This is a genomic window from Frondihabitans sp. 4ASC-45 (assembly GCF_049472575.1).
In the GTDB taxonomy this organism is placed as follows: domain Bacteria; phylum Actinomycetota; class Actinomycetes; order Actinomycetales; family Microbacteriaceae; genus Frondihabitans.
The window spans coordinates 1-20,172 of record NZ_JBCEBN010000002.1; the positions used below are offsets into that span (position 1 = coordinate 1).

At 68.7% G+C, this 20,172-nt stretch carries 16 protein-coding genes; 7 read left to right on the forward strand and 9 right to left on the reverse strand.

Going from position 1 to position 20,172, the window contains the following annotated elements; genetic code table 11:
• The first annotated feature begins 122 nt into the window (after nt 1–122).
• Entirely contained in the window at nt 123–1,028 is a 906-nt protein-coding gene (locus tag VH571_RS03640; RefSeq protein ID WP_423263382.1) for a WcbI family polysaccharide biosynthesis putative acetyltransferase, read from the forward strand.
• Nucleotides 1,029–1,301: 273 nt separating this feature from the next.
• On the opposite strand, the gene VH571_RS03645 is transcribed toward VH571_RS03640, so the two are convergent.
• The 8 genes from VH571_RS03645 to VH571_RS03680 form a co-directional block, all read right to left on the reverse strand.
• The gene (locus VH571_RS03645) at nt 1,302–2,345 is read right to left on the reverse strand and encodes an NAD(P)-dependent alcohol dehydrogenase (protein ID WP_423263383.1); all 1,044 of its coding nucleotides are present in this window, start codon (nt 2,343–2,345) and stop codon (nt 1,302–1,304) included.
• 193 nt (nt 2,346–2,538) lie between these two features.
• Nucleotides 2,539–2,814, reverse strand: coding sequence for a hypothetical protein (locus VH571_RS03650; protein WP_055959117.1), 276 nt, complete (start codon nt 2,812–2,814; stop codon nt 2,539–2,541).
• A gap of 181 nt (nt 2,815–2,995) precedes the next feature.
• Nucleotides 2,996–4,723 carry a glucose-6-phosphate isomerase gene (gene pgi / locus VH571_RS03655; RefSeq protein ID WP_423263384.1) on the reverse strand — a complete coding sequence of 576 codons (1,728 nt, stop codon included), beginning with the start codon at nt 4,721–4,723 and terminating at the stop codon, nt 2,996–2,998.
• Nucleotides 4,724–4,845: 122 nt separating this feature from the next.
• Nucleotides 4,846–6,948: an iron ABC transporter permease gene (locus VH571_RS03660; protein WP_423263756.1), complete on the reverse strand. Its 2,103-nt coding sequence runs from the start codon at nt 6,946–6,948 to the stop codon at nt 4,846–4,848.
• 55 nt (nt 6,949–7,003) lie between these two features.
• Complete coding sequence (locus tag VH571_RS03665; RefSeq protein ID WP_423263385.1) at nt 7,004–7,984, reverse strand: ABC transporter substrate-binding protein; 981 nt, start codon at nt 7,982–7,984, stop codon at nt 7,004–7,006.
• The gene (locus tag VH571_RS03670; RefSeq protein WP_423263386.1) at nt 7,981–8,835 is read right to left on the reverse strand and encodes an ABC transporter ATP-binding protein; all 855 of its coding nucleotides are present in this window, start codon (nt 8,833–8,835) and stop codon (nt 7,981–7,983) included. Before VH571_RS03670 ends, VH571_RS03665 begins: the two co-directional genes overlap by 4 nt.
• A gap of 152 nt (nt 8,836–8,987) precedes the next feature.
• Nucleotides 8,988–9,815 (reverse strand): helix-turn-helix transcriptional regulator, encoded by an 828-nt coding sequence (locus VH571_RS03675; protein ID WP_055959120.1) that lies wholly within the window; start codon nt 9,813–9,815, stop codon nt 8,988–8,990.
• Nucleotides 9,816–9,877: 62 nt separating this feature from the next.
• Nucleotides 9,878–11,314, reverse strand: coding sequence for a protein kinase domain-containing protein (locus tag VH571_RS03680; protein ID WP_423263387.1), 1,437 nt, complete (start codon nt 11,312–11,314; stop codon nt 9,878–9,880).
• A 140-nt stretch (nt 11,315–11,454) separates the two neighbouring features.
• Between VH571_RS03680 and VH571_RS03685 the strand changes: the two genes are divergently transcribed.
• The 3 genes from VH571_RS03685 (at nt 11,455) to VH571_RS03695 (ending at nt 15,848) form a co-directional block, all read left to right on the forward strand.
• Nucleotides 11,455–13,239, forward strand: coding sequence for an AMP-binding protein (locus tag VH571_RS03685; protein ID WP_423263388.1), 1,785 nt, complete (start codon nt 11,455–11,457; stop codon nt 13,237–13,239).
• Between the two features lie 218 nt (nt 13,240–13,457).
• Nucleotides 13,458–15,167: a RecQ family ATP-dependent DNA helicase gene (locus VH571_RS03690; RefSeq protein ID WP_423263389.1), complete on the forward strand. Its 1,710-nt coding sequence runs from the start codon at nt 13,458–13,460 to the stop codon at nt 15,165–15,167.
• A gap of 21 nt (nt 15,168–15,188) precedes the next feature.
• Entirely contained in the window at nt 15,189–15,848 is a 660-nt protein-coding gene (locus VH571_RS03695; protein ID WP_055959133.1) for a hypothetical protein, read from the forward strand.
• 22 nt (nt 15,849–15,870) lie between these two features.
• Here the strand turns inward: VH571_RS03695 and VH571_RS03700 are convergent, their stop codons facing one another.
• Entirely contained in the window at nt 15,871–16,890 is a 1,020-nt protein-coding gene (locus tag VH571_RS03700; RefSeq protein WP_235480933.1) for a LacI family DNA-binding transcriptional regulator, read from the reverse strand.
• A 200-nt stretch (nt 16,891–17,090) separates the two neighbouring features.
• Between VH571_RS03700 and VH571_RS03705 the strand changes: the two genes are divergently transcribed.
• The 3 genes from VH571_RS03705 (at nt 17,091) to VH571_RS03715 (ending at nt 20,162) form a co-directional block, all read left to right on the forward strand.
• Nucleotides 17,091–18,323, forward strand: coding sequence for a sugar ABC transporter substrate-binding protein (locus VH571_RS03705; protein ID WP_055959136.1), 1,233 nt, complete (start codon nt 17,091–17,093; stop codon nt 18,321–18,323).
• Between the two features lie 95 nt (nt 18,324–18,418).
• Nucleotides 18,419–19,294 (forward strand): carbohydrate ABC transporter permease, encoded by an 876-nt coding sequence (locus VH571_RS03710; RefSeq protein WP_233573182.1) that lies wholly within the window; start codon nt 18,419–18,421, stop codon nt 19,292–19,294.
• Nucleotides 19,287–20,162 carry a carbohydrate ABC transporter permease gene (locus VH571_RS03715; RefSeq protein WP_194605810.1) on the forward strand — a complete coding sequence of 292 codons (876 nt, stop codon included), beginning with the start codon at nt 19,287–19,289 and terminating at the stop codon, nt 20,160–20,162. Before VH571_RS03710 ends, VH571_RS03715 begins: the two co-directional genes overlap by 8 nt.
• The last annotated feature ends 10 nt before the right edge of the window (nt 20,163–20,172 follow it).

Here is a 20,172-nt window from a genome sequence, read left to right on the forward strand (position 1 = left end):
ACCTTCTCGATGCTGTRWYGGGCGGAGGCGCACCTGCGCCTCCGCCCGTCAACAACCGGCCACCGCTCGAAAATTCCCCACGGGTATCGCAAATCGCACTCGGCCCGTCTGCGGCGAGGAAGATGGGGAGGGTGACCGATCCGCGCACCCTCCACTACTCGCACTTCTACGGCCTCGACGAGCCGGAAGACACGGGCCCGGTCGCCCTGGTGGTCGGTAACTGCCAGGCGGAATCGACGAGGATCCTGCTCTCCGGCCCCGACCTCACCACGATTCGCATGCCCGCCGTGCACGAGCTCACCGCATCCGACCTCCCGCACCTCGATCGGTGGCTCGCCCGCGCCTCGTTCCTGATCAGTCAGCCCGTTCGCGACGACTACCACGGCCTCCCCCTCGGCGTGCGTCAGCTCACAGCGCGCATGCCGCACGGCCGCACGGTGACCGTGCCGGTGATCCGCTTCGCCGGGCTGTACCCGACCCACGCGATCGTGCGCCCGCCGCGTGACGCGTCTCTCGTGCCGCCCCTCGTGGAGTACCACGACCTGCTGCTGCTCGCCGAGGCGGCCGGGGCACCCGTCGCGCCCCCGTCGGTCGAGGTCGTCCGCGCGGTCGCCGCCCAGTCGATCGCGGAGCTCACGCGCCGAGAGCAGGCGCACGACACGATCACCGTCTCGGACCTCTTCGCCACCCCCTCATCGTTCGACCTCATGCGGACCATCAACCACCCCGGCAACGCTGTCTTCGAAGCCCTCGCGGGCCGGGTGCGCGCGCGGCTCGGGCTTTCGGAACGGGTCGCGGATCCTGGGCGGCCGCTCTTGAACCGCGTGCACGCGCCGCGCCTGCCCGTCGTCGTCGAGGCGTTCGGGCTGCCCGACGCGCCTCGCGACCATTGGGTCGTCGACGGTGCCGACGTCTCTGCGGAGCTCGTTCGCCGCGAGCACCTCGAGTGGTACGCCGCGAACCCCGACATCGTCGCTGCCGGCATTGCTCGGCACGCGGCGACGCTGGCGCTCTTCGCGTCGCGCTGAGCGGACTGCCGGGTTGCTGCTCGGTGGGTGACTGGCGACCTAGGTGGGTGACTCGCGGCCTGCCGGGTTGCTGGCGGCACGGGGACCGGCCCCTCAAAAAAGCGCAATTGACTCTGGAATCAATCACGCTTTTAGAGAGTCGACCTCCGGGGCGGTGCCGCCACGCTGCCCGTCCGCCCCGTCATGCTCGACGCCGAGACTCCAGTAGTTGCTGATGCGGGCGCCCAGCACCCGCAACTACTGGAGTCTCGCCGCCAGTCGGGGGCGGACCGGCTACGGGACGATCACAGCCCGGCCGCGAATCGTGCTTGCAGCCAGGTCGGCGTAAGCACGAGCGCCGTCGTCGAGGGAGTACTCCTGCACCTCGACGTCGATCTTGCCGGCGCGCGCCAGATCGAGCACCTCGATGAGCTCGCTCCGCGACCCCCAGTAAGGCACCCGCACGGCGGCGTCGTAGGCGATGGTGCCGAAGCCGAAGTTCACGTCGCCGCCTCCGATGCCCACGATCGTGACGTCGGAGTCGATCCCCGCGACCGACACAGCCAACGGGATGGTGGGCTTTGCGCCGACGAAGTCGAACACCGCGTTCGCACCGAGACCGCCGGTGATCTCGCGGATCTTCTCGGCCGCAGAGGCGTCGCTGATCAGTGTGACGTCGGCACCGACGTGCTTAGCCAGCTCGAGCTTCTCGTCGCTGACGTCGAGCGCGATGACGGTCGCCCCGGACAGCGCCTTCAGGATCTGGATGCCCACGTGACCGAGACCGCCGGTTCCGATCACCACGGCGAACGTGCCGGCGCCGAGCTTCGGCAGGCTCCGCTTGATTGCGTGGTAGGGCGTCAGACCGGCGTCGGTGAGCGAGACGTTCTTGATCGGGTCGAGGTCACCGAGCGGTACGAGGTGACGGGCATCGTCGACGAGCATGTACTCGGCCATCGAGCCGTCTGTTCCGAGCCCCGGAGGCGTGATGCCGAGTGCGGCGGCGTTGGTGCAGTAGTTCTCGTGACCCTGTGAGCAGTTGTGGCAGTAGCCGCAGCCCCAGGGGCCGTACACGGCGACCGCGTCGCCGACCTTGACGGTTTCGACGCCCTCGCCGAGCTCGTGGACGATACCCGCGCCCTCGTGACCGAGCGTCATCGGCAACGGGTAGCCCGCGCCGGTGTATTCCTCTTCGCTGAGTCCCATGACGTAGTCGTCGGAGTGGCAGACACCGCCCGCAGTGACCTTGAGCAGGATCTGCCCCGGGCCCGGTGTCGGAACGGGAATGTCGACGACCTCCGGAGCCTGGCCGATGGCGGTGTATCGAAGTGCCTTCATGAGTGTTTCTCCTCCTCCGCGAGAGCGCTGCCCGAGGTCGTTCTCCGACACCTGTGGCGGATCCTGCTCCCAGTATGCTCCGGCCGCCTGCGCGTTTCGGCGAGACTCCAGAAATGGCCCATCCGCGTCGGTGCGGATGGGCCATTCGGGGAGTCTCGCCCCTCAGCAGAGCAGCAAGAACGAGCCGTGCGAGCTAGTGCGCGCGGCGATCGCCGGGCTTGGGGTGACCGGGGATCGAATCGCCCGAGAGGTTGAGCTCCGACTCGTCGACTTCGATGTCGCCGCCGTCGTCGGGGCCGCCGGTGCCGGGCAGCGCCTTCACCGCGTCGACGTCGGTGTCGCCGTCCACGGCGGGCGAATCCGTGATGTCGGTGTTCTGCAGCTCTTCCGTGGCTTCCTCCGATCGCGGGCTGTCGAAGGTCGGGTCGTCGCTGTCGCGTCGGTCGGGTGCGCCGTTGATGGTGTCCATGAGGTTCTCCTATCGGTAGTGCTCCGTGAACGATAGGCACCGCGCCTGTGCGCCACGCAGGTTCGGGCCTGCGGCGCGTAACTTCGGGCCCATACCGCGCAGGATCCGGCAATCGCCGCACAAAGACGACGAAGCCGGGCCGCTCCCAGTGGAGCGACCCGGCCTCGATGGCGTCTGCCGTCTACTTGCGCAGCGCGAGGTACTTCTCGATGAGCGCCTTCGTCGACGAGTCTTGAGCCGCGAGGGCTTCAGCGTCGCCGCCGACGGCCGGCGTCACCTGGAGGGCGAGCTGCTTGCCGAGCTCGACGCCCCACTGGTCGAACGAGTCGATGCCCCAGATGGTGCCCTCGACGAACACGATGTGCTCGTACAGTGCGATCAGCTGGCCGACGACACTCGGGGTGAGCGCCGGGGCGAGAATCGACGAGGTCGGACGGTTGCCGCTAAATTCGCGGGCCGGAACGACCGACTCGGCCGTACCCTCGGCGCGCACCTCCTCAGCGGTCTTGCCGAATGCCAGCGCCTTCGTCTGAGCGAAGAAGTTCGCCATGAAGAGCTCGTGCACATCCTGGCCGGGCTCCACTCCGGCGCCGTCTCCGGTCTCGTCTTTCAGCGGGTGGCCGGGGTTGGCCACGGCGATGAAGTCAGCGGGGATGAGGCGCGTGCCCTGGTGGATCAGCTGGTAGAACGCGTGCTGGCCGTTGGTGCCGGGCTCACCCCAGAAGACTTCGCCGGTGTCGGTCGTGACGGGCGAGCCGTCCCAGCGGACACTCTTGCCGTTCGACTCCATGGTGAGCTGCTGCAGGTAGGCCGGGAAGCGGCTGAGGTACTGCGCGTACGGAAGCACCGCGTGGCTCTGCGCGCCGAGGAAGTTCGAGTACCAGACGTTGAGCAGGCCCATGAGCACGGGCACGTTCTGCTCGAGCGGCGTGGTGCGCATGTGCTCGTCGAGGGCGTGGAAGCCGGCAAGGAACTCGCGCCAGTTGTCGGGGCCGATCGCGATGACGACGGAGGTGCCGATGGCCGAGTCGACCGAGTAACGGCCTCCCACCCAGTCCCAGAAGCCGAAGGCGTTCTCGGGGTCGATGCCGAACGCGGCGACCTTGTCGAGGGCGGTCGAGACGGCGACGAAGTGCTTCGCGACGGCGCCTTTGCGGGCGTCATCGCTGTCGGCGAGGACGCCGGCATCGGCCAGCTTCTTCCAAAGCCACTCGCGGGCGAGGCGGGCGTTGGTCAGGGTCTCGAGCGTGCCGAAGGTCTTCGACGCGACGATGAACAGCGTGGTCTCGGGGTCGAGGTCGGCGGTCTTCTCGTAGACGTCGGTCGGGTCGATGTTCGACACGAAGCGAGCCTCGAGTCCGGCCTGCACGTAGGGCTTGAGGGCCTCGTAGACCATCACGGGACCGAGGTCGGAGCCGCCGATGCCGATGTTGACGACCGTCTCGATGCGCTTGCCGGTGACGCCGACCCATTCGCCCGAGCGGACCTTGTCGGCGAAGGCGAACACCTTGTCGAGGGTGGCGTGCACGTCTTTGTCGACGTCTTGGCCGTCGACGACGAAGCCCTTCTCGGGAACGAGGCCGGCGCCGTCTTTCGGGCGGCGGAGGGCGGTGTGCAGCACGGCGCGGTCTTCGGTGGCGTTGATGTGCTCACCCGAGATCATGGCCTGGTAGCGGTCGGCGACGCCGGTGTCTTCGGCGAGCTTCAGCAGGTGGCCGAGGATCTCCTCCGTCACGAGGCCCTTCGACAGGTCGACGGTGAGGTCGGCGGCCTGGAAGGTGTAGCGGTCGGCCCGGCTGGCGTCGGCGTCGAACCAGCCGCGGAGGTCGGGGGTGAAGCCGTCGGCGATGCCGGCGAGCTGCTTCCACGCGTCGGTCGAAGTGGGGTCGACGGGGGCGGATTCGGTCAAGGGGTCCTCCTGGATACCGGAACAGTACGTGGCCCGCGGCTCAGACAGCATTGCGAGGCGGGCCGCCATCAACTCTATTGCCGCGGGGCGTTCGAGGTTCACCGGGCTTTGCCGAGCTCGCGTCAGCGCCTCGACCGCCAGAGCAGCCAGACGAAGTACGGAGTGCCGATGAGCGCCGTCAAGAGCCCGGCGCCGAGCTGCGCGGGCGCAATGACGGTGCGGCCGGCGACGTCGGCGAGACCGACGAGGATCGCCCCGAGGAACACGGCGACGGGGATCACCCGCGTGTGGCGGCGCCCGACCAGTGCCCGCGCGGCGTGGGGCGCCACCAGGCCGACGAACCCGATGGCCCCGACCGAGGCGATCGAGGTGCCGGTCAGCAGCACGCTCACCGCGAGGAAGACCAGCCGGGTCGACGACAGCCGGAGCCCGAGCAGGCGCGGCGTGTCTTCGTCGAGCGCCACGAGGTCGAGCTCGCGGTGGCCGAACCCCGAGACAACGAGACCGACCGCGAGGGCGATCGCGACCGGCGCGACATCGGGCAGAGTGCGCCCGTAGGTCGATCCCGACAGCCAGGTCAGCGCTTTCGCGGCGTTATAGGGGTCGGTGAGGACGATGAGCAGACTGATGAGCGCGGTGGTGGCGGCCGAGACGCCGACGCCGACGAGCACGAGGCGGTTCTGCTGAAAACCACCGCGAGCCGACAGGCCGAAGACGATCAGCGCGGCGATCGTGGCGCCGGCGAACGCGGCTCCCGCCACTCCCCAGGTCGCGGCCGCGGGCACGGTTGTGACCAGCAGCACAGCACCGAGGCCGGCTCCGCCGGAGACACCGAGGATCCCTGGCTCCGCCAGCGGATTGCGGGTGACGGCCTGGACCATCGTGCCGGCCAACGCAAGCGCGGCACCCGCCACCACGGCCGCCAGCACGCGTGGCGCCCGCGTGTCGAGAACGTAGGTCACGACCTGCCCCGATCGGCCCTGGATCCAGTTGGCGACGTCGCCGAGCAGCAGCTTCGCGTCACCCAGGAGGGCAGAGGCGATGACAACGACGAGGAAGACCAGCGCGAGGATCGCGATCGTCGTGGCGACTCGGATCCTCGACCTGACCGGGTGACCGTCGGTCGCGACGACTCCCCCGGAGTCGCGGGACCGGAACGCCAGGACGACGAGGAAGACCGCGCCGACGAAAGCGGTGACGACCCCGGTCGGCACGCGCACAGACGCGTCGGCACCGATCACGAGCCGGAGCAGCACGTCGGAGGCGAGGACGACCACGGCACCGGCGAGCCCCGCGATGGGAAAGAAGGCTCGGGAGCGGACGAGACCCGGGACAACACGGATCAGGGGGCGGACGAGCGCGGGCGCGGCGAGCCCGACGAACCCGATCGGGCCGGCCAGAGTCACGGCGACCGCGGCGAGGAGCACGGCGAAGACGACAGCGGCGGTCCGGGTCGAGCGCACCCCGACGCCGAGGCTCCGTGCCGCGTCGTCGCCGAGGCCGAGCGCATCGATCCGGCGGCCGAGGGCGAGGAGGCCGAGCACTCCGACGACCGCCACCGGCAGCATCTGCAGCACACCCTCCGGGCCGCTCTGGCCGATGCTGCCCTCGCCCCACTGATACAGACCGATCGTGCGCTCGGGGAACAGCAGGATCAGGGCGCTCGTCACCGAACCGACGCCGAGTGCCAGGGCACTGCCGGCGAGGACCAAGCGCACGGTGCCGCTTCCGAGACCGGACAGGGCGAGCACGACGGCCGCAGCCACGAGGCCGCCGACGAACGCGATGCCGCTCGATGCGAGCAGCGGCAGCGAGAAACCGGTGACCGCGGCCACAGCGAGGGCGCAGTACGCACCGGCATTGACCGCGAGCGTGTCGGGCGACGCCAGGACGTTGCGGCTGATGGCCTGGAGTGCGGCGCCCGAGATTCCGAGGGCGAGACCGACGAGGATCCCGGCCTCCATCCTCGGCAGCCGCGACGACAGGATCACGGCCGAACCACTCTCGCTCGCCCGTCCGGTGAGGGCCTGCCAGAGTTCCGCCGGTCCGACCGCGGCCGTGCCCTGCACGATGTCGATCAGGCCGAGCACGACCACGAGCGCCAGGAGGAGGACCGCCACCGCGGTGAGTCGGAGGCGCGGGAGCGGCTGATCGCTCGGGGCGGCGGGCCGGATCCTCGTCGCTGTCGTCGCGGTCGTCGAGGTCGTCCCTGTCGACTCCTGCATCGCTGGCGTCTCGGCGCTCGTGCCGGCGGTCTTCTCGGCGGTGGCGGTCACGGTGCTACTTCACGAGGGCGGCGACGACCGCGTCAGCGTAGGCCTCCATCGACTCCGGGCCACCGAACATCCAGATTCCGTCGGGCAGGCGGTGCACCTGGTCGTCTTCGACGAACGGGAGCGACTTCCACACCGCGTTCGACGCGAGCGTCTTCGCGAAGGGATCGTCGCCGTCCACCTTGTTGGTCGCGTAGAGGAACTGAACGTCGCCGAGCTTCGTCAGACCCTCGACATCGGTGGCGGCGAGACCGTAGTCGGCGTCGCCCTTCAGCTTCCAGGCGGTCTCGAGACCGAGCTCGCTGCTCACCTCGCCGATCAGTGACGTCGCCGTGTACGGGCGAATGCTCACCTGGTTGGCGTCGACGTAGCCATCGGCGAAGGTGTATTTCGCGCCGTCCAGGCCAGCGTCGGCGAGAGCTTTCTTGCTGTCGGCGATCGTGGTGTCGAACGACTTCTTGAGCTCGGCGGCCTTGTCTTCGGTGCCGGTGGCCTTGGCGATGAGGTCGACGTTCTCGAACATCTGGTCGATCTGGCCGGTGCCGTTCGCGCTGCGGACCTCCAGCACGGGAGCGATCTTGCGCAGCTGCTTCAGCGAAGCCGTGGTCAGATCGGTCGTCGCCACGATGAGGTCGGGAGCGAGGGTGGCGATCGTGTCGAGACTCGGCTCGCCGCGGGTGCCGATGTCTTTCGTGTCGGCGGCCACCGGAACGGTGGAATCCCAGGCGTTGTAGCCCTTCACATCGGCGACACCGACCGGAGCGACGCCGAGCGACTGCAGGCTTTCGACGACGTTCCACTCCGTTCCGACGACCTTCGTGGCCGGTCCGTCGAGGGTGATCTTCGTGCCGCTCGCGTCGGTCAGAGAGATCGCCGCCGCGGCCGCCTTCGTCTCGGGGGCCGCAGCCTCGGTGGTGCCGCACGCGCTGAGCGCGAGCGCGGCGGAGGTGGCGAGGGCGGCGGTCAGTAGGAGTCGTCGTCTCATCATGAGGAGGTGTGGAGCCTTTCGCTGCGGGTGTGGTGGCGGCCGATGGCGCGGGTGCGCACACGGCCTGTGGCGGGGTCGGTGTCGACATCGATGCGGATGCCGTAGACCCGGGTCAGAAGGTCGGAGGTGAGCACGTCGGTGGGTGCGCCGGTCGCGACAACGCGGCCCGCGTCCAGGAGCACGACGCTGTCGGCGACCGCGGCTGCCTGGTCAAGATCGTGGAGCACGACTCCGACTGCGATGCCCTTGTCGTCGGCGAGATCGCGGATGAGGTCGAGCAGTTCGACCTGGTAGCGGAGGTCGAGGTACGTCGTCGGCTCATCGAGCAGCACGACACCCGTCTCTTGTGCAAGACAGCTCGCCAGCCACACACGCTGCAGCTGACCGCCCGAGAGGTGCTCGACGCTTCGCTCGGCGAAGGCCGTCATGCCGGTGACCTCGAGCGCGTGGTCGATCGCTGCCGCTCCCCCGGCGTCAGAGCGACCCCAGCGGCTGCGGTGCGGGTGACGCCCGAAGTCGACCACGTCGCGGACGGTGAGCCCGCCCGGCGTGGGGCGCCCCTGAGTGAGCAGCGCGACCCGCTTCGCGAAGTCTCGAATCGAGAGCGAGAGGGCGTCGGAGTCGCGAAGACGGAGGTCGCCGGCCGCGGGCTTCTGCAGCCGCGCCATGGTGCGGAGCAGTGACGACTTGCCGCTGCCGTTGGGGCCGACCAGAGCCGTGACCCGGCCGGTCTCGAACGTAAGGTCGGCACCCCGGACAACGGGAACGCCGTCGTAGGCGACGTCGATCGACTGGGCCGAGAGGTCGTCGCCCACAGTCAGGAGGAGGGAGTTCGGATCCTGGGAGGTCACGTAGTTAGGTTAGCCTAACCAACCTTCGCCTAGCCACCTTTGTCGCCGACGGCCGGCGAAAGTACGCAAATGAGCCTCCGGGCGGGGCAGTAGGGCCCATTTGCGCACTCTCGACGAATGCGACGAGCAGACACGCAGAAATCAGCACCCGGCTAGCGCGCCTGCGCCACCAACTCCGCCCGCGACCGCGCACCGGCCTTCCGCAGCAGGTTCGACACATGGAACTTGACCGTGTTGTCACTGATGCCGAGCTTTTGAGCGACGTCGTGGTTACGCGCACCCGACGCCACGAGCCGCAGCACCTCGCGCTCGCGCGGGCTCAACTCGACGGCCTCGAGCAGCGGATCGGGCTCGGCTGGCGGATCGAGCGGGAGGGCGACCGACAGCTCCGACCCCCAGCCCGGAGTCGACGACACCCGCAGCTCGCCGTCGAGAGCCGACACCCGCTCGGCGATCGGGCTGAGCGAATCGTCGTGCACGGTCAACTCGCCGAGCCCGTCGTCGCGGATTCCGATGAGCAGGTTGAGCCCGTCGCAGTCCCACTGGATGCGCACGCGACGACTCTCGCCCGTGTCGACGAAGGCCAGCACGGCGCTCCGCACGATCGCCCGTGCCGCATGGGCGACCTCGCCGGGCAGGGCTCGGCCGGTGACGGGAGGCTCGACGAACTGCACGTCGAGGTCACCGAACCGCACGAGCGGCCGGAGGTCGGCTCGAAGCCGGGCGAACGCGCCGACGACGGGTTCGAGCATCGCCTCGCGCTGCTGGTCGGTCGCCATCCGCGCCTCGACGAGCGAGGCCGCTGCCACGTCGATCGCCAGCGCTCGGGCAGCCCGGTCGTCGAGGCGCCCCGATCGGAGGATGGCGAGCATCGACTCCAGCGTCACCGCATGCCGGTCGGCCTGCTCGGAAACGGTGCGCGCGTGCTCGAGGAGGAGCTCGCGAGACGCATGGACATCAGGATCCGCGAGCTCGTTCACGAGCCCACCCTACCCGCCGCCTCCCTACCCGATCGGGTAGCTCGCCGCGGGGTCGGCCATGCTCACATGGCCTGGGTCTGCTGATCCCAGTCGCCGAGCGACAGCGCATCGCTCGTGGTGCGGAGCGACTCCTGGCGCAGCTCCAGTTGCGACGCCGCGAGAGCGGCCAGATCTTCGAGGTTCGCCAGCTCGCCCTCGGTGACGCTGCGCGCGACCACGTCGAGCACCGACAGCGTGCCGATGGTCTGACCGTCGTGCCGAGTGACGGGAACGCTGATGTAGAACCGGAGGCCCAGCGACCCGGTGACGAGGGGGCTGTTGCGCATCTCGGGGTGAGCCGTGCCGTCGGGGATGACGACCGGAACGGTCGAGATCGGCGATGCGGGGTCGAAGGCGATGTTCCGGGCCGCGTCGTCGACGCCCTCGGCGAAGTAGGAGTTCGACCAGACGCGGTCGTCATCGATCACGTTGAGAAGACCGATCGGCGCGTCGAAGAGTCGGGCCGCGAGCGTCGTGAGCCGCTCGAGCGCCTCGCCCGGCAGCGTGTCGAGAGCTGCCGGGTGTGCGCCGGTCGTGGCGGAGGCCGAGGTGGAAGGAGCGGCGGCGGCCGAAGCGGCCTCGACACCGCCGACAAGCCCCTCGCTTGACGCGGCGGTTTCGGCGAGGACCACGTCGCGAAGTAGCGCCACGAGCGCGGGGCCCACTGGGCGGGCCGCCGGATCCTGCGCTGTCATGACGGTGAGAGCGTGCCGCCAGTGCGCCGGAAGCGGCTCGGGTACCACCGGGTCGCGCGAGAGCCGGGCGACCGCCGACTCGACGAGCGAGCCGGGGAACTCGCGGCGCCGCGTGAAGCACTGCAGCAGCACGAGACCGAGCGAGTAGACGTCGCTGGCCGGGCCGACGTGGGCTCCGCGGGCCTGTTCGGGGCTGAGGTAAGCCGCCGTGCCGGTGGTCATGCCGTCAGCGGTCAGGCGTTCGACGTCGTCGGCGAGCGCGATGCCGAAGTCGGTCAGCTTGGCGCGGGCACGATCGGTCGGGTTGCCGTAGTCGACGAGGAGGATGTTCGACGGCTTCAGGTCGCGGTGGATGATACCGTGCGCGGTGATGTAGTCGAGGGCTTCGGCGAGGTCGTAGCCGATCTCGGCGACGTGACGTGCCGCAAGGGGCCCGGCCGAGAGTCGCTCCTCGAGGTTCTGCCCGGCGACGAAGGGCATGACGATGAATCGCTCGGGCCGACCGTTGGTCTCGGTCACTCCGGCGTCGAGAAGGCTGACCAGGTTGTGGTGCTCGAGGGAGGCGAGCACCCCCTGCTCGGCCTCTTGGCGGGCGATGTCGACGAGCCCGGCGTGGAACACCTTGACGGCGACGGACCGGTCGAGGGTCTCGTCGTGACCGCGGTAGACGACGGCCATGCCGCCCTGACCGATGACCTTCTCGAGGCGGTAGCGCCCACCGAGAATGCGCACCGGGTCGCCGCTCTCCTGATCGGGGAGGGTCATCGTCGTCTCGTTTCCTGTCGCACGGGCGGCTCTACGGGTCCAGTATGCCGAGTCGCCGCGCTCGGCGCCCCCGGTTGCGCCCTGGGTACAGGCCCGCTAGCGGGAAACCCACTCGGAGGTGGAGCGGGCAAGATGGCTTCATGACGACATCTCCGGGCACCGCTGCCTACCGAGCCGCCCGTGATTCACTGATCGGTTCGACCGACTGGACCGGTTCGACCGACTCCGCCGGTTCGACCGACTTGGCCGCCGAGGCCGCCGCAGCAGTCGACTCGTTCGAATGGCCGGCCGTCGGCGACACGTTCAACTGGGCGATTGACTGGTTCGATGTGATCGCGCGGGGCAACTCCCGCGTGGCCCTCTGGATCGTCGAGGAAGACGGCCGCTCGTCGCAGACCACCTACGACGAGATGGCCACCCGCTCCGATCAGCTCGCCACGCACCTGTACCGGCTGGGTGTCGGCAAGGGCGACCACGTGCTGCTCATGCTCGGCAACCAGTTCGAGCTGTGGGAGACCATGCTCGCGGTGATCAAGCTCGGCGCGGTCATCCTGCCGACCTCGACGATGCTCGAGTCGCACGACCTTCAAGATCGCATCGATCGCGGCGCCGTCCGCCACGTGATCACGAACGCCGACGAGACGCACAAGTTCGACACGGTCACCGGCGACTTCACCCGCATCGCTGTGGGCGGTGCGGCTGCGGCCTCCGACGACACCTGGGTCGACTATCCGGATTCCCTCGACCCCGAAGCGACAGAAGGATCCGCGCGCCCGTCGATCACCACCGGCCGCAACGACGCGTGCCTCGTGTACTTCACCTCCGGCACCACCTCCCGACCGAAGATGGTCGTTCACACGCAGGTCTCGTATCCGGTCGGCCACCTGAGCACGATGTACTGGCTCGGCCTCCGACCCGGCGACGTCGAGCTGGCGATCAGCTCGCCCGGCTGGGGCAAACACGCGTGGAGCTGCTTCTTCTCGCCGTGGATCGCCGAGGCGACCGTGTTCGTCTACAACTACGGCAGGTTCGACGCCGCGGCTCTGCGCGGGCAGCTCGAATCGGCCGGTGTGACGACCTTCTGTGCGCCGCCGACGGTGTGGCGTCTGCTGATCCAGGCCGATCTCGGTGCGCGCCCGAGCAGCCTCCGCGAGATCGTCTCGGCGGGCGAGCCCCTGAACCCCGAGGTCATTGCCCGCGTCGAGAAGGCCTGGGGTCTGACGATCCGCGACGGCTACGGCCAGACCGAGACGACGGCCATCATCGGCAACCGCCCGGGCGACGTCGTGAAGCCGGGCTCGATGGGCAAGCCCCTTCCCGGCGTCGCGGTCACCCTGATCGACCCGGTCACCGGCGAGGCAGGATCCGAGGGCGAGATCTGTCTCGATCTCTCGGCGGGCCCGGTCAATCTCATGTCGGGCTACTTCGGCGATGCGGACCGCACGGCCGCCGCCCTGCGGGACGGCGTCTTCCACACCGGCGACGTCGCCTCGCGCGACGACGATGGTTTCATCACGTTCATCGGGCGCACCGACGACGTCTTCAAGTCGTCCGACTACAAGGTGTCGCCGTTCGAGGTCGAGAGCGTCCTCCTCGAGCACCCTGCCGTCGCCGAGTCGGCCGTCGTGCCGGCGCCCGACGACATCAAGCTGAATGTCGTCAAGGCGTACGTCACGCTCGCCGCCGGGTGGGAGCCCACCGCCGAGACCGCCCTTGCCGTGCTCGGGCATGCCCGCTCAGCACTGCCCGCCTACGAGCGCGTCCGGCGCGTCGAGTTCGGGCCGCTGCCGAAGACGATCTCGGGCAAGATCCGCCGGGTCGAGCTCCGCGAGCGCGAAGACCGCGCCGTTCTGCCGGGTGCCGAGCCCCTCACCGGCGAGTGGCGCGACACCGATTTCCCCGAGTTGGGTGCGGGGCGCCGGTAGCCCGAGTCGGGCACGTCACGTTGCCGCCCTTTTCGCGGCCGGCCGCTCACTTGAGGCCGGTTCGCGGGTGGACGGGAGCGCACGACCGGTCGACCGGGTACGCTTCCCGACCGCGCCGCCGACGGGGTACGAGTCGGCCAGGGAACGACTGACAGTGGTCGGCGTGTCGATCCGAGCGGGACTGGGCTAAACGTCTGTTCCCGTTCGAAAGAGACGCCATGAGCACCGCCCGCACCCGCCGCAGCACGCCCACCCACAGCGACACCCGCACCAAGACCGACACCAAGCGCATCACCCGAGCCGCGGCCGACCTCTTCGGCTGGGACGATCTCCACCCGGCTCAGCTCGAAGCCATCGAGGCCGTTGTCGCCGGACGCGACACGCTCGCCATCATGCCGACGGGCTTTGGCAAGTCAGCGATCTACCAGGTCGCCGGGGCCGTACTCGGCGCACCCGTGGTCGTCGTGTCACCGCTCATCGCCCTGCAGGCCGACCAGGTCGCCGGCCTCATCGGACGCCCGGACGCGCCCGCCGCCGTCGCCGTCAACTCGGGCCGGACGGACGCCGAGAACGACGAGAGCTGGGACCGCCTCGCGGCGGGCGAGATCACGTACGTCTTCCTCGCCCCCGAGCAGCTCGCCCGCGACGAGACCGTGGATCGACTGCGGGACGCGGGAGTGGCGCTCGTCGTCGTCGACGAGGCGCACTGCGTGTCGTCGTGGGGGCACGACTTCCGGCCCGACTACCTGCACCTCGGCGAGATCGTGGAGCGTCTCGGACGGCCAGGAGTCCTCGCCCTCACGGCGACCGGGTCGGGCCCGGTCCGGGACGAGATCGTGGAGCGGCTGCGTCTCGACGACCCGCTGATCCTCAGCCGGGGCTTCGACCGGCCGAACCTCCGGCTCGAGGTCGTCCGCCACGAAGACGACGACGAGAAGATCCGGGCCGTCGTCGATCAGGTCGCGGACGAAGTCACCCCCGGCATCGTCTACGTCGCCACCCGCCGGGAGACCGAGAGCTACACCGCCGAGATCGCCGAACGATGCCCCGACCGGACGGTCGTCGGCTACCACGGCGGCCAGCGGTCCGCCGAGCGCGGAGAGCTGCACGAGCGCTTCCACGCCGGCGAGGTCGACGTTGTGGTCGCCACGAGCGCCTTCGGCATGGGCATCGACAAGCCCGACGTCCGTTTCGTGGTGCACGCCGATGTTCCCGACTCCCTCGACGCGTACTACCAGGAGATCGGCCGGGCTGGCCGCGACGGCGAGCCCGCGCTGGCGACTCTCCACTACCGGGCCGAGGATCTCTCGCTCCGCTCGTTCTTCGCGTCCGGGCTCCCCCGTCGCTCGGAGATCCGCGCCGTGTTCACCGCCCTAGAGGCCGCCGGCCGACCCGCCACCCGTCGGGAGGTCTCCGACCAGCTCGCCCTCGGCTCCCGCACGGTGTCGAGGCTCATCGACCTGCTGCTCGAAGCCGGCACCTTGGCCGAGAGCACCGACGGCTTCGAGGTCGTCGGTGACTTCGACGCGCGCGGTGCCGCCGAGGCGGCTCGCGCGATCGCCAAGACCCGCGAGCGCGTCGAGAAGTCGCGGATCGACATGATGCGTACATTCGCCGAGGCTCCAGGATGCCGGCGACGGCGCCTGCTGGGCTACTTCGGCGAGGACTCGCCCGAGCGCTGCGGCAACTGCGATGACTGCGAGCGCGCGGAGAGCGAGCCGGGCAGCGACGGGGCGACCGGTTCGGCAGACGGCACGCCGGATCCTGCGGTCTTCCCCACAGACTCGCGGGTGACGCACGCGGCCTGGGGCGAGGGCACCGTGATGAGCACCGACGGCGACCGGGTGACCGTGTTCTTCGAGAGCGAGGGCTACAAAGTGCTCGGCGTGACCGACGTGGTCGAACACGATCTGCTCACGCTCGTCTGAGAAGCCCGCTAGCATCCACCCGTGGTTCCCCTGATCAGCCTGGGGCTCGTCATGGGCTTCAGCCCCGCCCTCACGGGCATAGCCCTCCGCGTGCTGACCCGCGGCGACCGACACCCCCTCCTCCTCATCGGCAGCCTCTGCCTCGGCATGGTCGTGGCTGCAACGCTTCTCCTCGTCGCGTTCCGGAGCGTCGACCCGCAGACGTTCATCGACTCCTATCGCGGACGCGTCGAGGCGGCTCTCATCCGCCGATCGGTCGACTTCGTCGCAGCAGCCCTCCTTCTCCTGACGGCTTTCGTCGTCTTTCGTCTGAGCAGGAGACCCCGAAAGATCAGGCGGCCCCGAACCCGGCGAACTCGACCCGTCGACCTCGTCGCCCTCGGCTTCGCCAATACGCTCGTGAGCATCAGCGGCGTCGTGACCATGTACGTGACCGGCCGCGTCATCTCCGGGTTGAGCCCAGACTGGGGCCTGCGCATCGCGGCCTACGGCGTTTTCGTCGCGGCCATGATCGGGCCGTACCTCGTGCTCGGCCTCCTGTGGGAGCGCCTGCCCGGGGTGGCCGGGCTGGCGGCTCGCGGATCCTCGTGGCTCGGTCGGCAGGATTTCCGCCGCCTGCTCGCGGCAGCGCTCGCCGTGACGGGTCTCGTCTTCGTGGGACTCGGAATCGCCGGCGCCTGAGCGACCGGCCGGCTGCTCGGAGCTACCGCTCGCGCGCCACCACGGTCGAGTCGGCGACGTTCAGCACGCAGGGCAGCAGCACGTGCGGCAGCTCGGTCGATCCGGTGTCGAGTCGGGCGACGAGCGCCTCCACGGCCAGGCCGCCGAGCTCGTGGCCGGGGGCGTTCATCGTCGAGAGCACCGGCTCGGTCGCGGCACCCGATTCGTTCGACGAGGCGACAGCCAGGATCGAGACGTCGTCCGGCACGCTGAGCCCCGCTGACGTGAGGCCGCTCACGAGCCCGAACGTGGAGTCGTCTTTCATGATCATGACGGCCGTGAGTTTCGGATCCTGCTCGAGCAGCATCCGGGCCGCCTCCCGCCCGCCGCGCGCCGAGGGTCCGCACGCCACGACCACCGGGGTGAGTTCGCGGCGCAGCATTCCGCTCCGGAACGACCGCTCGACGCGGATGTGCGGGCCGTAGCCGTCCATCGAGGTGCCCTCGAGGTCTTCGATCACGAGACCGATTCGTCGGTGGCCGAGACCCTGCAGGTAGTCGAGGCCGTTCTCGACGGTCGTCTCGAAGTCCATGTCGACGAACGGCAGAGCCGAAGGATCCGACGTACGCCCGATCGACAGAAAAGGCACGTCCATCTCGACCAGCTTCTCGATGCGCGGGTCGGTCATCTTGACCTCCATCACGAGTACGCCGTCGGCCAGACCGCCCGAGAGCAGCTCGGTGAGGTCGTCGGCGGTGGTGCCGGCGGGCCAGAGCACGAGGTGGTAGCCGAGCTCGGAGGCGCGGGCCGCCGCACTCGACACGAATTGCAGCGCGGTGCTGCCGAGGCGGTGCTCGAGCGCGGGAAACAGCAGAGCGAGGATCCGGGTGCGACGGCTGGCTAGCGCCCGGGCCACCACGTTGTTGCGGAAGCCCAGGTCGGCCATGGCCGTCGTGACTTTCTCGCGCGTGCCCGGCGAGACGTTCTTGGTGCCGTTCACGACGAACGACACGGTCGCGATCGAGACGCCCGCGCGGATCGCCACCTCCTGCATGGTCGCCATGCCTGCCCCCTCGTGGTCCCGGTGGAGTCACTGTACTCGTGAATCACTCACGAAAAATCTGCGTTAAGCGCTTTACTGGCTAAGCGCTTTACTGCTACGGTCGTGCCCACTCGGGAACGCGACGAAGCGATCCGGCCGCGGCTCCCGATCGCGGCAGTCACGATGCCGTGCCCTGCACCCATCAAGAGAAGAGCTAAGCAATGAAGCCTAGATCCCGATTCGGAACCGCCCTTGGAGCAGTCGCCATGGCTGCCACCATCCCCCTCGTGCTCGCCGGCTGCTCCGGCAGCGGAGGCTCGACGTCGTCCGGCAAGGTCGACTCCATCACCGTCCTCGACTACTACAACCAGGGCAACGACAAGACCGTCATCGGCGACTACCTCGACAAATGCGGGGCCGCGAACGACGTGAAGATCAACCGGACCCTGGTGCCGGGATCCTCGTTGATCCAGAAGGTCCTCCAGCAGGCCTCCTCCAAGACGCTGCCCGACGTGCTGATGCTCGACAACCCCGACCTGCAGCAGATCGCCGCGACCGGCGCCCTGTCGCCGCTGACCGACTACGGCATCTCGACCGACGGCTACGCCAAGGGCGTGCTCGACGCCGGTACCTACAAAGACAAGGTCTACGGCCTCGCCCCCACCGTCAACACGATCGCGCTGTTCTACAACAAAGACATCCTCGACAAGGCCGGCATCACTCCCCCGACCACCTGGGACGAGCTGAAGACCGACGCGAAGAAGCTCACCAAGGGCAGCCAGTACGGATTCGCGGTCGACGCGAACGCCACCTACGAGGGCACCTGGCAGTTCCTGCCGTTCATGTGGTCGAACGGCGGCGACGAGAAAGACATCAACACGCCCCAGACCGAGGAGGCCCTGTCGCTCTGGACCGACCTCGTGAAAGACGGCTCGATGTCGAAGAGCGTCGTCAACTGGACGCAGGCCGACGTGAACGACCAGTTCATCGCCGGCAAGACCGCGATGATGATCAACGGCCCGTGGCAGATCCCCGGCCTGAAAGACAGCAAGGTCGATTACGGGATCGCCCAGATCCCCGTGCAGTCGGCCAGCGACACCGCGGTCGCCCCGCTCGGCGGCGAGGTCTGGACGGTGCCGAACACCGGCGACAAGGCCAAGCAGAAGGTCGCGGCGAAGATCGTCGACTGCATGAACTCCGAGAAGAACCAGCTCGGCATGGCGAAACTCCGCTACACGATCCCCTCGAAGACCGCCGCGGCCGAGCAGTTCGGAAAAGACGTTCCCGCAGAACAGGTGTTCGTCGACCTCGTCGCCAGTGCTCGTGCCCGGACGGGCGAGCTCGGCGAAGACTGGCCCAAGGCCGCGACGAAGATCTACACCGCCGTGCAGTCGTCGCTCACCGGTCAGTCGTCGCCCGCCGACGCACTGAAGAACGCCCAGTCGAGCAACTGACGATGACCTCCACCGCTCAGGCGCGCACCACGCGCCGGGCCGCGGCCGACGAGACTCGCGTCTCGTCGCCGCGGCCCCGGCGGAGGCCGGGCGGCATGAAGCTGGAGCGACTGTTCCAACTCCTGTTCCTGGTGCCGGCCGCCGTCTACCTCCTCCTCTTCTTCGGCTTCCCCGTCGTGAAGAACGTCATCATGAGCTTCCAGGCCTATACGACGACGACCTTCTACACCGGCGAAGCCCCCTGGGTCGGCCTGCAGAACTACGTCAAGGTGCTCGGCTCGCAGCTCTTCGGCACCGCGCTGCTCAACACCGCCCTCTTCACGATCGGCTCGATCGTCGGGCAGTTCGCGATCGGTCTCCTCTTCGCCCTGTTCTTCCGCCGCAACTTCCCGCTGTCGGGCGTGCTCCGCTCGCTGCTGCTGCTGCCCTGGCTGCTGCCGCTCATCGTCTCGAGCGCGGTCTGGAAGTGGATCCTCGACCAAGACTCCGGCGTTCTCAACCAGTTCCTCGGCGGAGTCGGCATCGGCCCCGTGCCCTGGCTCACAAGCCCGAGCGTGGCCCTGATCACCGTGATCCTGGTCAACATCTGGATCGGGATCCCCTTCAACACGACGATCCTGTACGGCGGGCTGCAAGACATCCCCGAAGAGCTCTACGAGGCGGGCTCGCTCGACGGCGCAACCGGGTGGAAGGCGTTCCGCCACATCACCTGGCCGATGCTGCGACCGGTGGTCAGCGTCGTGCTCGTCCTCGGAGTCGTCTACACGGTCAAGGTGCTCGACATCATCCTCGGCCTGACGAACGGCGGCCCGGCGAATGCCACGCAGACCATCGCGACCCAGTCGTACGACCTGTCGTTCAAACAGTTCGACTTCGGCTCGGGAGCCGCTCTCAGCAACATCCTCATCGTGATCTCGGCCCTGTTCGCGATCGTCTATCTCCGCCTCAACAGGAAGGCCGTCGATGACTGACACCGCACTCCCCCTCCGGCGCCCCGCCGGCCGCGGGGCAACGCCCAAACCCCGCGTCCGCGGGAACGGGAAGAAGTACCTCCTCACCGCCGTTGGCGTGCTCATCCTGGCTGTCATGCTCTTCCCGGTCTACTGGATGATCAACATCTCGCTGCAGCCCGCCGGGCCGGCCATCGAGGCGGCCTGGTTCCCGATCCACGCGCAGTTCAACGGCTACGTGCAGGCGTTCCAGGATCAAGCAGGCAACCTCGTCACCAGCCTGCTCGTCGCTCTCGGGAGCGTGATCATCAGCCTGGTGATCGCGACGCCCGCTGCCTACGCGCTGGCCCAGTTCAAGGTGCGGGGCGTGAACGCCCTCCTGTTCGGGATCCTGATCTCGCAGATGATCCCGGGCATCGTGGTCGCGAACGCGCTCTACGCCGCGTACAACGACCTCGGTCTGCTCAACTCGATCCCGGGGCTGATCCTCGCCGACTCGACCGCGGGCATCCCGTTCGCGATCCTGATCATGCGGGCCTTCATGCTGAACATCCCCACCTCGATCATCGAGGCGGCGAAGGTCGACGGGGCCGGCAACTTCCGGGCCTTCCGCTCCATCGTGCTGCCGATCAGCGTCAACTCGCTGATCACCGCCGGGCTGTTCACGTTCCTCTTCACCTGGAGCGATTTCCTCTTCGCCCTCACCCTGACGACGACGCAGGACGTCCAGCCGATCACCCTCGGCATCTACCAGTACATCGGCACGTTCACCTCCGACTGGTCGACCGTCATGGCCGCCGCCGTGATGGCCTCCATCCCCGCCATCGTGCTGCTTCTCGCAGCCCAGAAATTCATCGCCGCCGGTGCCACCGGTGGCGCGGTCAAGTAAAGGACTCCCC

Excerpts from the sequence above, each read along its gene's own strand:
- VH571_RS03640 (WP_423263382.1), top strand. The coding sequence starts at position 123 with ATGGGGAGGGTGACCGATCCGCGCACCCTCCACTACTCGCACTTCTAC.
- VH571_RS03645 (WP_423263383.1), bottom strand. The coding sequence starts at position 2,345 with ATGAAGGCACTTCGATACACCGCCATCGGCCAGGCTCCGGAGGTCGTC.
- VH571_RS03650 (WP_055959117.1), bottom strand. The coding sequence starts at position 2,814 with ATGGACACCATCAACGGCGCACCCGACCGACGCGACAGCGACGACCCG.
- VH571_RS03660 (WP_423263756.1), bottom strand. The coding sequence starts at position 6,948 with ATGCAGGAGTCGACAGGGACGACCTCGACGACCGCGACGACAGCGACG.
- VH571_RS03665 (WP_423263385.1), bottom strand. The coding sequence starts at position 7,984 with ATGATGAGACGACGACTCCTACTGACCGCCGCCCTCGCCACCTCCGCC.
- VH571_RS03680 (WP_423263387.1), bottom strand. The coding sequence starts at position 11,314 with ATGACCCTCCCCGATCAGGAGAGCGGCGACCCGGTGCGCATTCTCGGT.
- VH571_RS03685 (WP_423263388.1), top strand. The coding sequence starts at position 11,455 with ATGACGACATCTCCGGGCACCGCTGCCTACCGAGCCGCCCGTGATTCA.
- VH571_RS03690 (WP_423263389.1), top strand. The coding sequence starts at position 13,458 with ATGAGCACCGCCCGCACCCGCCGCAGCACGCCCACCCACAGCGACACC.
- VH571_RS03700 (WP_235480933.1), bottom strand. The coding sequence starts at position 16,890 with ATGGCGACCATGCAGGAGGTGGCGATCCGCGCGGGCGTCTCGATCGCG.
- VH571_RS03705 (WP_055959136.1), top strand. The coding sequence starts at position 17,091 with ATGAAGCCTAGATCCCGATTCGGAACCGCCCTTGGAGCAGTCGCCATG.
- VH571_RS03710 (WP_233573182.1), top strand. The coding sequence starts at position 18,419 with ATGAAGCTGGAGCGACTGTTCCAACTCCTGTTCCTGGTGCCGGCCGCC.
- VH571_RS03715 (WP_194605810.1), top strand. The coding sequence starts at position 19,287 with ATGACTGACACCGCACTCCCCCTCCGGCGCCCCGCCGGCCGCGGGGCA.